Here is a 12670-nt window from a genome sequence, read left to right as displayed (position 1 = left end):
GCATTACTGGCCGCGTGCCAGGCACACCGGCGGCGCCGGCGGGCCCGGTCGCACCGGGTTCCAGCCGTCGTTACCGGCGAGGAAATCGGCCGGAGTGTGCAGCGCGGCTTCTTCGTCACCCATCTGCGGGCGGTCGTCCGTGACATGCGCGCCAGGGCCGAAGTTGCGGTATTCGCGCAGGCGATAGTTGCGCCAGTCGATGTCCGCGGTCATCGCCACCCAGCCCTGGTCCTTGAACTGCCGGCCCAGCCACGAATCGCGGATCAGCACCTGCGGCTGCACGGTCGGGTTGGAACTGGGAACCCAAGGGCGGCCCAGATACACCGTGTCGGGCGGGGCGTCGCTGGTGAAACAGCTGCGGGTGATCAGGAAGCCGTAGGCGAACGCCGCCGGCGTGCTGGGCGCGGTGACGAAGCCGTTGTTGCTGTCGCTACCGCGATCCAGCGAACGGATCTCGCAACCGTCGAACACCGCGGTCCCGCGGCCGAAGATGAAATCCACGTCACCTTCGATGTAGCAGTTGTAGTAGTACTGCCGCGCCGGCGTCGCGTCGTTGGGCGAGTTGGCGTACAGGGTGTCCTGGTGGCCGAGGAAGCGCACGTTGCCGAACACCAGTCGATCGCCGGTGGTGCGCACCGCCACCGCCTGCGTACCGGCGATTTCCGGATGGGCCAGGCGATCCCAGGTGTTGGCGAAGGTTAGGCCGTAGGCATGCACGTCGTTGCCGGAAATCACCGTGCAGGCGCTACCGCTGGTGCCGTAGGTGCCGCCTTCCGGACGTGGCGTGCCGGCGGCGCGGTCGCAGGAGATGACCACTTCGCGCGGGTCGCCGCTGGCGCCGGCCAAGGTCAGATTGCGCTTGCTTTGCGGGATCGTCAGCGGCTGGTGGTACACGCCCGGCTCGATCAGTACGGTCACGCGTTCGCTGCTGTACGCCGGCGCGGCATCCACCGCGGCCTGCACGGTGGTGTAGTCGCCACTGCCGTCGGCGGCGACCACGATCACCTGTCCTTCGATGTCCTGTGTCTGCATTGCCGCGGCGGCCGGGGCCATGGCCAGCAGGCACGGCAGAAGTGCGAACGGCAGGGAAGTGCGAGGGCTGTGAAGTCTCATTCCGATGCTCCTGGGCAATGGGCGCGCGGGTCCGCGCGGAGATTTGTCGATGCGTTGTTGCGGCGAGACGTTTTCGCGCGATGGATCAGTGCAGCGTGCCTGCGTCCCGGGTCACCGACACCGGCACGGTGCCGGTGTCCTCGATCGGGCCGTGCAGCGTCGGCGTCCAGCTCACCGTGGGCGACAGCGCGTCGCCGTGTGCGGCGTTATAGGCGGCTACCACATCGACCGCGCTACTGCCGGAAACGCCATCCACCCGCGTGCCTTCCGCCTGGATCCCCGTGCCCTTGAACACCGAGACGAAGGCGGCCGGATCGATCAGCCCGCCGGTGCGGAAGTGGTTGTTCTGGGCCACGATCCGCGATTCGAAGCCAACGCCCCAGCTGTAGCCGTAGCGGACCGCGGCCGCTTCGTCGCTGACCTTGTAGAAGTTGTTGTAGAGGTGTACCTGGCCGTAGCGCACGCGCGGCGCGCGCTGGCCGACGTCGAGGAAATAGTTGTGGTGCAGGGTGATGCGCAGCTTGCCACGGTCGGCGCTGGCGCCGTCGGAACTGCCGAACAGCATGGTCTTGTCGTGGTTCTCGAAGCGGTTCCACGAAATCGTCACCAGGTCGGCTTCGTTGGTCACGTCGAGCAGGCCGTCGTGGATCTGGAAGTGGCGGCCGAAATGGCTGGGAAGGGTGTCGTCGGCGGTGGTGCGGTCGCGCAGGGTGTTGTGGTCGATCCACACATGGGTGGCGTTGCGCACCGAGATGTTGTCGTAGGCCGAGTTCCAGTTGCCTTGCGCGCCGTCGGTGGGCGACCATTGCGGGAAGCAGTCATAGGTGTCTTCCAGCACCAGGTTGCGCACGATCACGTTCATCGGCTGGTTGCCGCTGGAGGAGCTGGGGCGAATGTCCAGCCAGGCGCCACGCAGGCCAGCGCCGCGGGTCGCGCCGACGAGGGTGGTGTTGGCCGGCACGCGGATGCGCACGCGCGCGGACTGCGCCGAAGCCGATGCGACGCGTGCGCGTTCCAGCGGACCGCTCGGATCGGCCCTGCCCCAGGTCGAGGGGTCGTAGGCGGCGAGGTAGGCGCCGAGCGAATACGGCGTTCCGGTCTGCGGGTCGTTGCGGGCGTAGTCGTCGCAGGTAAGCGGCAGCCCGGCGGCGTCTACGTTGGCATCGATCATGCCTTCGATGCGCACGATCTTCGGCGTCGCGTCGGGGTATTTCAGTGCGGCGACCAGCGCGTTGCGGTCGCGCACGGTATACACGTGGGCCGCGTCGGCGGCACTGCCGCCGGTGGTGCCCTCGGGCAGTGCGGCGACAGGCAGGGAAGCCCAGCCGTCACCGGTTGCCAGCGTATCGCGTTCGAGATCGAAAATGCGGCCAGCCTGGGCGGCCAGCGGCAGCAGCAACAGGCACAGGCAAGCGTTGGGGACAAGACTCATGGAATCGCTCCTCCGATCGGAAAGGGACGTGAGTGCAGCGAGATTCATTTCGTGGGTGCCCGCCGGCGCGGGGCCTTCGCCGGTTGCGTCGCATTGCGCGACCTCGGACGCTTGCCGCGTCCTCGCCCGGATGGCGAAGACGCGGCCGATGCGCCACTCAGAACCGGTAGCGCGCGCCGACATAGTATTGGCGCCCGGTAACGGTGTAGCGGTCGGGCAGCTGCAGCTGCGAGTCCACGTAACGGTAGTCCGGCGTGTCCAGCAGGTTGATCGCCTCGAAGGTCAGACTGAGCTTCTTGTTGACCTGGTAGGACATGTTGAAGTCCACGTTGCGCACGCTGTGTTTGCCGGTCACGTCGGCGGTGGTCAGTTGGTTGTCGTCCAGGTCCCAGACGTTCTCCTGGCTGAGGATCTCGCCGATGTAGCCGCTGCGGTAACTGGTGGAAATGCGCGCGCCGAACTTGCCATCGTCGTAGTACAGAGTCGCGTTGTACGAGTCCGGCGACAGGTTGACCAGATCGTTCTCGGTCAGCGTGGTGACGACCGTGGTGTTGTTGTTCGCCGCGGTGCTGAACATGTACTTGATCTTCGATTCCACGTGCGTGTAGTTGACGTGCACGCCGAAGTGGCTCCAGAACCCCGGTAGGAACGAGAACGGTTGCTGGTAGGTCAGCTCGTAGCCCTTCAGCGGGCCGCCGGGGGTGTTGTAGTAGCTCTGCACGTTGAACAGCGTGTCGGCGGTGAAGCCCGCCGGCAGCAGATCCAGCGAATAGCCCATGTCGCCCCACGTGGTCAGCAGGCGGGTGCGCTGGATGTAGCTGTCGATGTCCTTGTAGAACACCGCCGCGGAGAGCAGGGCGCCTTCCTGGAAGTACCATTCGGCACTCAGGTCATAGTTGGTCGAGCGGTACGGATCCAGTTTCGGATTGCCCAGGTTGATCGAGAACGTACGGTCGTCGTCGAAGTACTGGGTCGGGCCGCCGCTGACGCCCGGAGACAGCACGGTCAGGGTCGGCCGCGCCATGGTCTTGGCCGCACCGAAGCGCAGCACGAAGTCGTCGGCCACTTCCCAGGTCAGGTTCAACGCCGGCAGCACGTCCGTGTAGGAATGGTTGACGACGCTGGGGACCAGGTAGCGGTCGCCCGGCGCGGAGGTAGCGCTGGCCACGCCGAAGAACTGCTGGCAGTTCGGCGAGTTGTCGGCGCTGTTGCTGGCCGCGCACGGCGCCCAGCCGGATGCGGTGATCTGGGTGCCGACCAGGCGCACGCCGGCGTTGCCGCGCAGCGGGCGGTCGAACAGCTCGGTGTTGAAGTCGAGCTGGAAGTACAGGCCCATGCTCTTTTCGTTGACCTCGAAGTTGTTGTTCGAGGCGCCGAAATGGCCGATGCCGGCCAGCCGGTAATCGCCGCCCTGCAGGCCGTTGTCGCAATTGCAGTTGATGCCCAGCAATTCGGAGATCTTGTTGAAATCGGGCACCACCCAACCGCTCGGTGCGCCGTCCAGCCCGCTGCCGAACCCGTCCAGCGTGGTGGCGAGGTCTGCCACCGTCACCCCGGCGGGCAGCGCCTGCGCCAGCCGCCCGTAGCTGATGTGCCGGTATTCCTCCGAGCTCATGTCGTAGTCCTTGTACGCCAGGCCGGTGCGGAAGGTGAAGGTCGGGTTGATCACGAATTCCAGGTCGACCTTGGCGGTGTCGAAGGCGTTGTCGACGTACTGCGGATTCAGCCGCACCTCGCTGATGTTGGCCCCGCGCGCGGTGCCGTTGCTGTTGACCGGCACCGCGCCGTAACCGAGCCAGTTCCACGCGGACGGGTCTTTCAGCTCGAAGGGGAAGGTCATGCGCGGGAAGTTCCAGTTGTCGCCGCGCAGGTCGATGGCGAAACCGTCGAGGTTGGCGTTATCGAAGCTGACCAGTGAGAACACCGGGCGCGCGTAAGTCGACGCGGAGTGGCCGACGATCGCGTCAACGCGCACGTCGTCGCCGCGATGTTCCAACTGCAGGCTGAACTGCTTGAACTCGGTGCTTTCCTCGATGCTGGTGGATTCGCTGCGGAAATCGACGTTGTCGAACACGCCGTAGACCAGGCGGTTCATGTCGTCGACCTGGGCCTCGCGCACCGCGATCTGGGTCTTGCCGCCGAGGTTGGCGGCGCGGTGCAGGTTGGCGCCCAGCGAATCCTCGCGCTGGTTCTTGTCCAGCTTCGAATACATGCCGTCGAAGCTCAGCGTGGTGTTGTCGGACACCTTGTACTGCAGCGCCGCGGTCACGCCCAGGCGCTCGATCTCGTGCGCGGTGCGGATGTAGCGCGGGTAGCGCGGCAGCCATGCGTTGGTCGCGGTCTCGTACGCGGCGATGTTCTCCGGCGTATTGGCCGGGCGATCGATGCCAGTGCCGCAGTGCGTGGCGTCGATGCCGTAGGTGCCCCAGCCGTTGTTACGGGCCAGGTTGGATGCGCTGCCGGTTTCGTTGGACAGCGGACTGCGTGGGGTCTGCGGGTTGTAGCCGACCGGGCTGCAGAAGCCGTAGGTTCCGTTGTTGCTGGCGGTCGACTGGTGCGAATTGCGGTAGTTGCCGTGTTCCCAGCGCACCGGGTTGTAGCCTTCCTCGAACACGTTGCGCTTGCTGTACGACACCGACATCAGCGCGCCGAAGCGGCCGTCGGCCCAGGTGTTGCTGACCAGCCCGGACACGCGCGGATCCTTCTTGCCCGACTGCTCGTTGTAGCCGTACTGCGCGCTGGCGGAGGCGCGGAAACCCTTGAAGTCGAACGGGCGCGAACCGCGCAGGTCGACGGTGGAACCCAACGACCCCTCGTCCATTTGCGCCGATTGGGTCTTGTTGACCTTGACCTGGCTGAACAGTTCGGAGGCGAAGGTATTGAAGTCGAAGCCACGACTGCGGTTAACGCCGGCGGTGCCGCTGCCGGCGGTGGACAGTGCTTCCAGACCGTTCAGGCGCACACGGGTGAAGTCCGAGCCCAGGCCGCGCACCGAGATGCGCTGGCCTTCGCCGCCCTCGCGGTCGATCGACACGCCGGCGATGCGCTGCATCGATTCGGCGAGGTTCTGGTCGGGGAACTTGCCGATGTCCTCGGCATAGATCGCGTCGACCTGCTCGACGCTGTAACGCTTCTCGTCGAGGGCCTTGCGCAGGCTTTCGCGATAGCCGGTCACGGTGACCTTGTCGAGGTCGGTCGCCGCGGGCGTCGGAGTAGGGTCGGCCTGCTGTGCCTGGGCGACGCTGATGCCGCCTTGCAACGCCAAGCCGATGCACAGGGCGAGCGGGGTAACCGGTGTCGTACGGGTTGTGCGGGTCTTGCTGCGGTTTTGCATGGCTTCCCCTCCCAAGGAATGCGCCTTGAACAGATTTTTTTGCCTGGATCGGTGAATCGAGGCGTTGAACGTGCGGCTGATCCTTAAATGACACCGATGGACAATTGACGTTAGCAGAGTGTGCGCTGCAGCAACAATCACTTTCCAGACGGATTCCGCAGAGTCGGGTGGAACGGTGTCGGATGAATCCGTCGAGCCTTCGTAGGCCGGTTCAACGATCGAGAGCGTGGTAGCGGAAGTCGCGGAAGCGCACGCTGCCGTTGCCGGCGGCATAGATCGCCGGCTTCAGTGCGAGGAAGCCCCCGGCGACGTTATGGTGATAACCGGACACTTCCATCTGCACCGGGTATTTGGTCCAGGTCTTGCCGTCACGGCTGGTGTGGAAGGTGACAACATGGCGGTCGTTGGTGACGCGTAGCCACAGGCGTCCGCCGCTGCCCGCGGCCAGGCCGCCGGTAGGGCGCTCCAGTCCGTAGCGGTGCATGACGAACTGTTCGCCGTTGCTGCCCACGCCCACGTACAGACGATCGCTGTAGAACAGCAACGCGCCGCCGACGGCACCCGGCGCGATATCCATCTGCACTTCGAACTGGTAGGCCTTGTCGCCGGCGGTCACGGTCAGCGGCGAACTGTCGCGCGGCGTGCGGCCCTTGCTCTGCAGGGTCATCGCGCCGTCGGCGAAAGAGAGGCGGGCATATTCGTCCGGCGCCGGGTCGAAGAACGCCCATTGCGGGCCGAGCCTGCCACGGCCGAAGTCGTCCGACAGCGCCATGCCGTGCGGCGCCGCTTCGCCGCTCGGCTTCTTCAGCGGCCGGCCCAGGTCGCCGCCCTTGGCGATGAACCAGCCGTCCTCAGTCCATTCGATCGGATCCAGCAGCATCTGCCGGCCCAGTGTCCAGTAACCGTTTTCGTAGCCGTGGTAGACCATCCACCAGCGACCATCGGTGCCTTCGACCACGGTCGCGTGCCCGCGTGACCACCACGGTTCGTCGCGGCTGGCGGTGCGAACTATCGGGTTGAACGGCGAGTTCTGCCAAGGCCCGTGGATTGACTTCGAGCGCGCGGTGATCACCATGTGCCCGGTGGGCGGGCCGGCGGTGCCGCCGACCGCGGTGGTCATGTAGTACCAGTCGCCGCGTTTGTGGATCTTCGGGCCTTCCTGGGCGTAACCCTCCACGTCCCAGCTTTCCGGATATCTCCAGCCTTCGTAGACGTGCTTCGGCGCGCCGGCGACCTTCAGGCCGTCGTCGGACAATTGCACGTAGTCGCCGCCGCTGAGGAACAGGTAGCGCTTGCCATCCTCGCCGACCGCGTGGCCGGGATCGATGTACTTGCCCAGGCCCAGCTCGACCGGCTCGCTCCACGGCCCGCGGATGTCGTCGGCCCAGACCACGTAGTTGCTGCGCGTCGCGCCTTCTGTGCCGCCGCGACGCGCGGGGAAATAGATGTAATAGCGCCCTTGGTGCTTGACGATGTCCGGCGCCCAGATCGAGCCAACGTTGCGGGTGATCGCGTGTCCGATTGGTTGCCAGTTCACCAGGTCGCGCGAATGCCAAAGCGGCAGCCCTGGGTAGGCGTCGAACGAAGACAGGGTGAGGTAATAGTCGTCGCCGTCCTTCAGCACCGACGGGTCGGGGTGATCGCCGGCGAGCACCGGGTTGCGGAAGGTGCCGTCGCCCAGATCGGCGATGCGCTGGTTTTCGATGCCGCGTTTCCACGTAGGCGCGGCGTCGGTGCCGGCTAGGCAGGGCAGCGACGCGGACAGCAGCCACAGGCAGGCGATCAGACGGAAGCGGGGGCAGCGGGCGATGCGGAACATGGCGGGGCTTCGACGGTTCGGGGAAGGGGCCGGCGCCGGCGGGCTTCCCGCACACGGCGCGTGACCGCACCGTGGCGGAAGCATCGCGGGTTCAGAACTTGTAGCGCAGGCCCAGCAGGTACTGGCGGCCGGTCTTGCTGTATTCCAGCGGCAACTGCAGCGCGGGGTTGGCGACCCAGGATTCCTGCGCCTCGTTGGTCAGGTTGCTGCCTTCCAGGCTGACTTCGATGTGATCGTTGAACTTCCAGCGAACGGAAGCATCGACGAACGTGGTGCCGCTTTGTCCATGCACGCCGTTGGCTTCGCTGTTGAAGCCGGCTTCGGTGCCCGGGACCTGGATCAGGTAGTCATCGCGGTTGGTGGCCGAGATGCGTCCGGAGAAACGCTTGCCTTCATAGAACAGCGTCGCATTCCACGAATTGCGCGATAGACCGGTGAAATCTTCCTTCTGTGCCGGCGTGCCGTTGGCCAACAGATACTGGATCTCCGACTCGACGTAGGTGTAGTTCAACTGCACGCCGAAATCGCTCCAGAAGCCCGGCAGGAAGGTGAACGGTTGCACGTAGTTCAACTCCACACCCTTCACCTTGCCGCCCGGCGTGTTCAGCGGCACGCTCAGCACGAATTCGTCGCTGGTCGAAGCGCCCGTGCCGTCGAGCAGGCTGGCTGGCAAACCTGTTTCGGAATAGACGAAGGTCTGGCGCGTGTTCTGGATGAAGCTCTTCAGATCCTTGTAGAACAGGCCTGCGCCAAGCATCGCGCCTTCGCTGAAGTACCATTCGGCGCCCAAGTCGACAGTGGTGGCGCGGGTAGGTTCGAGAAACGGGTTGCCTGCGGAAATGGTGCGCGCGCTGCCGCTGACGTTGACGGTCACGCCTGGCGTCAGGCTGCCCAGGCCCGGGCGGGTCATCACCTTGGCCGCGCCGAGGCGGACCAGGAAGTCCGGCGTGATCTCCGCGACCAGGTTCATTGCCGGCAAGGTGTCGGTGTAATCGCGGTCCACCGTGACCGGTATCAGCGTGCCGTTGACGGTAGCGATGCCGGACGAGCTCTGGCTGGTGCGGACCTGACGGATGCCGGCATTGCCCGAAACCGGTATCGAACCGAGGTCGAAGCCGAATTCAGCCATCAGGTAGATGCTGCGATCCTTCTCGGTCACGCTGCGATCGCTTGGCGCGTAGTTGTCCATCGCGAAGCTGCCGCTCGCCGCGGCTCCCGTGGCGCTGTTGATGCCGTTGAAGCTGCCGCCGCCATAGATGTCGAACAGATTGGCCAATGCGTCGAAGTTGGTGACCACCCAGGTGCCGGGCGCGCCATTGATGCCGGAAAGGCTGGCCAACTCGGTCATGTCCGCCGGCATGTGGATGGTGCCGTCACTGAACTTCGGCACGATGGTTTCGGTGCCGCGGCGGCGTTGTTCGTGCGATTCGAAGTCGTACTTCTTGAACTGTACGCCGCCTTTCAGGGTGAAGTACTCGTCCACGGTCCACTGGAAATCCAGCTGGCCGTTGTCGAATCCGTTCTCCACCTGGTTGGCGCGCATGCGGATGACGGACAGGTCCCAGCCAGCGGGACTGGTCGGGTCGAAGCCGTAGTTGAACACCGGCTCGTTCATGTTGCCGCGGTAGTCGTAGCTGTAGCCATCGACATCGAGCTTGTCCATCATGATCGTCGCCTGCACCGGATTGTCGTGCTTGGAGACGGAGGTGCCGATCTTGCCGCTGATCTTGAAGTTGTCGCTGAAGCGATGCTCGCCGTCCAGGCTGTACTGCTTGAACTCCGTGGTCCATTCGTCGTGGCGGTTTTCGGCGCGGATGTCGACGTTATCCATCAACGCGTAGACCAGCGCGCCATTCCTGATTTCGCCGTCCCTGACCAGGATCTGCGATTTTCCCTGGTTACCGGTTTTGCTCAGACCGTTGGCTTCGATGTATTTCTCGTCACGTACCGCGTCGATCTTCGAATACAGCGCCTCGAGGGTGAACAAGGTGTTGTCGCCCGGTTTGAACTGCAGCGCGCCGGTAATGCCGGTGCGCTTCTGGTCGTGCTCCATTAGCGTGTAGCGCGGGAAGCGCGGGGCATACACGTCGGCCGCGCGCGCCGCCTGGAACGGCGAAGCGGCGTTGAAACCGCCGTTCGTCGTGCCGCCGGCCCATCGCACGGTACCGCTGCCTTCGTCGACGGACTTACGCTCGGAATAAGCCACCGACAGTAACGCCCCGAACTTGCCGTCGGCCCAAGTGTTGGCGATCAGACCGGCGAAACGCGGGCTGGTGTTTTCGGACGCGTCGTTGTAGCTGCCTTGCAGGTTGGCGGTCGCGGTGAAGCCGCCGTAGTCGAACGGGCGCGCGGTGCGTAGGTCCACGGTGGCGCCCAGCGAGCCTTCGTCCACATCTGCGCTCGGGGTCTTGCGCACGATCAGCTGGCTGAACAGTTCGGCTGCGAACACGTTGAAATCAAAGCCACGTCCGCGATTGGTGCCGCCCTGGCCGTCACTGCTGCCGACCGAGCTCAATGCTTCCAGGCCATTCAAGCGCACACGGGTGAAGTCGGGGCCGAGGCCGCGTACCGAGATGTTGCGGCCTTCGCCGGCATCGCGGGTTATGACCACGCCAGGGATGCGCTGCAGCGATTCGGCGAGATTGGTATCGGGGAATTTGCCGACATCCTCCGCGACGACCGCATCGACCACGCCCTTTTCGGCGCGCTTGATGTCCATGGCCTTTTCCAGGCTGGCGCGAAAGCCGGTGACTGTGACCGTGTCCAGCGTGGTTTCGCTTGCAGCCTGAGCGGGCGTGGCAGGTACCGAACCGGCCGCGGGCGGCGAGGTGGCCTCCTGCGCCTGCGCGGCGCTCATCTGCAGCGCCAGGCCGATCGACAATGCCAACAAGGTAACCGGTGTCTTCCGTTCATGGCGCCGAACTGTCATGTGTTCCCCTCCTCCAGGGCACTACATATCAACTTTCGCGGATTTTGCGGCGCCGGCGAGAAATGACACCGCTGGTCAAACCTAGCACCGGCGAGACGGCCAAACATCTTGCAGCGCAGCACAGTGTTTTTGGCCCTTGGACAATCGTCAGGCCCTACGATTCAGCTACCGCGTAGGCCATTTGAGGCTTTTTTGACGCCACAACGTCGACACGAGTCGACTAGGAAAGGGTGTTGTCCCGTGGACACGATGACACCGGTAGTAAATTTGCCTGGGGGCGATTTATCATGCGGCCACGAAGGGTCCGGGAGCGAGAGAAGGAATGGCCACGATCACCTGCTTCGGTGAATTGCTGCTGCGGCTCACGGCCCCGGGCCGTGAGCGCTTGCTGCAGACGCTGGCATTGGATGTCCATGTCGGCGGTGCCGAAGCCAATGTTGCCGTGTCGCTATCACGCTTCGGGCACCAGGCCTCCATGGTCGGCGTCGTACCCGACAATCCGCTTGGCGCAGCGGCACGGGCGGAACTGTCACGCCATGGCGTGGACGTGTCTCGCGTGCGGTCGGGTGATGGGCGCATGGGCCTGTACTTCCTCGAGCAGGGCGCGATCCTGCGGCCGAGCGAGGTGACTTACGACCGCGCCGGATCCGCCTTCGCAATCGCCGATCCGGCGGGCTACGACTGGGGAACATTACTGGCAGGGGCGCAATGGCTGCATCTGTCCGGAGTGACGCCGGCCTTGGGCGAACGCACCGCGCAAGCGGCGATAGCGGCGGCGACCATGGCGCGACAGATGGGTGTTCGCGTGTCTTTCGATGGCAATTTTCGACCGAAGCTGTGGCGGCAATGGCGCGGCGATGCGCCTGCGATCCTGCGCGAGTTGATGGGGAGGGCGCAGATCGTTTTCGCCGACTACCGTGACATCACCGTGGTGCTTGGCCGGGAATTCGCCCAAACCGATCCATTCGCGAGGGTCGATGCCGCCGCGCACGCAGCGTTCGAGGCGTTCCCGCAGCTTGAGGTCATGGCCTGCACGCACCGCACTCCGCATAGCGTCGACCACCACACGCTGTCGGCCCAGTTGTGCCGCCGAGACGGTGCCAGCGTGCATGCCGGATCCCTGGACGTTGCAGGCATCGTCGATCGGATCGGCGGGGGCGACGCGTTCGCCGCGGGCTTGCTGCATGGATTGATCGAGAACATGGCGGACTCGGATGCGCTCACCTTCGCCCTCGCCGCCGCCGTCTGCAAGCATTCGCTGCCCGGCGACTTCAACCTGGTCTCCGCCGCCGAGGTTCGATCGATCGCCGAAGCCAACGGGTTCGACGTGCGGCGTTGACGATTGTTAGAGCCGCCATTGTCGTACGGTCTGAAATGCCTAATTGGGGTAATTCGGCGTCGCCGAGTCCGAGCGACCCTTGCGCCATGCCGCAGGGCCGGCCCAAGTCAGGATCGCGACGTTCGCCCAGACGCCCCGCGCTCGCGGACGGAGCGTTCTTCACGCCTGGAAGATGTAATCCATTCCTCACCTCTGCGGCGTGACGGTGCCTTGGGGCGGGTCCGGCGCAAGCGCGACAATAGATGCCAAGTTCCCAGGCTCAGTGATGTCCGCTTCTGGCCGATGGCGGACATGATCGGAGTGGAATAGGGGCCGCCGGCTGTCGGGGCTGGCAGGGTGGCATCCGACCCGAAGCGGAGGTGTGCTCGTGTCCGGACATTGGCAGAATTGCCGGACACAAAAAATATGCACAGCCGAAGCCGTGTAAAGAAATACCTCTATGAGCCAGGATGAGACAGTACGAAAGATCCGTTAGCTATCGGAACTGCGCAGCTCTTCTCTAGCTCAGTAGGGATACTTCCAGTGTGTAATTTCTCCGCGTGCTAAGTCGGCGGGGACTACAAAGCCTTCAACCGGATCTTCCGGATTTGGGATGTATTTCGCCTGCATTTCCCCGTGTGCGGTTTTTACGATCACAGTGCATATTTCCGCAGGGTACTTACCCTCGTCGATGCTATTCCACGGCCTATCGTTCATCTGTGTCT

At 64.5% G+C, this 12670-nt stretch carries 7 protein-coding genes; 1 reads left to right on the top strand and 6 read right to left on the bottom strand.

The window, feature by feature from the left end; translation table 11 throughout:
• Positions 1-3 precede the first annotated feature (3 nt).
• The 5 genes from J5837_RS15105 to J5837_RS15085 form a co-directional block, all read right to left on the bottom strand.
• Positions 4-1113 carry a pectinesterase family protein gene (locus tag J5837_RS15105; protein ID WP_210537617.1) on the bottom strand — a complete coding sequence of 370 codons (1110 nt, stop codon included), beginning with the start codon at positions 1111-1113 and terminating at the stop codon, positions 4-6.
• Between the two features lie 85 nt (positions 1114-1198).
• The gene (locus J5837_RS15100) at positions 1199-2545 is read right to left on the bottom strand and encodes a pectate lyase family protein (RefSeq protein ID WP_210537616.1); all 1347 of its coding nucleotides are present in this window, start codon (positions 2543-2545) and stop codon (positions 1199-1201) included.
• A gap of 157 nt (positions 2546-2702) precedes the next feature.
• A complete protein-coding gene (locus tag J5837_RS15095; RefSeq protein WP_210537615.1) occupies positions 2703-5879 on the bottom strand; it encodes a TonB-dependent receptor in 3177 nt (1058 codons plus the stop codon).
• A gap of 211 nt (positions 5880-6090) precedes the next feature.
• Positions 6091-7698: a family 43 glycosylhydrolase gene (locus J5837_RS15090; RefSeq protein WP_210537614.1), complete on the bottom strand. Its 1608-nt coding sequence runs from the start codon at positions 7696-7698 to the stop codon at positions 6091-6093.
• A gap of 91 nt (positions 7699-7789) precedes the next feature.
• Positions 7790-10627: a TonB-dependent receptor gene (locus J5837_RS15085; RefSeq protein ID WP_210537613.1), complete on the bottom strand. Its 2838-nt coding sequence runs from the start codon at positions 10625-10627 to the stop codon at positions 7790-7792.
• Positions 10628-10949: 322 nt separating this feature from the next.
• On the opposite strand from J5837_RS15085, the gene J5837_RS15080 reads away from it, so the two are divergent.
• Positions 10950-11966: a sugar kinase gene (locus J5837_RS15080; RefSeq protein WP_210537612.1), complete on the top strand. Its 1017-nt coding sequence runs from the start codon at positions 10950-10952 to the stop codon at positions 11964-11966.
• Positions 11967-12470: 504 nt separating this feature from the next.
• Here the strand turns inward: J5837_RS15080 and J5837_RS15075 are convergent.
• The gene (locus J5837_RS15075) at positions 12471-12662 is read right to left on the bottom strand and encodes a hypothetical protein (RefSeq protein WP_210537611.1); all 192 of its coding nucleotides are present in this window, start codon (positions 12660-12662) and stop codon (positions 12471-12473) included.
• Between the last annotated feature and the right edge of the window lie 8 nt (positions 12663-12670).

It is taken from the genome of Pseudoxanthomonas helianthi, from assembly GCF_017939625.1.
Taxonomy (GTDB): Bacteria; Pseudomonadota; Gammaproteobacteria; order Xanthomonadales; family Xanthomonadaceae; genus Pseudoxanthomonas_A; species Pseudoxanthomonas_A helianthi.
This window is presented reverse-complemented; position numbering and strand designations above follow the sequence as displayed.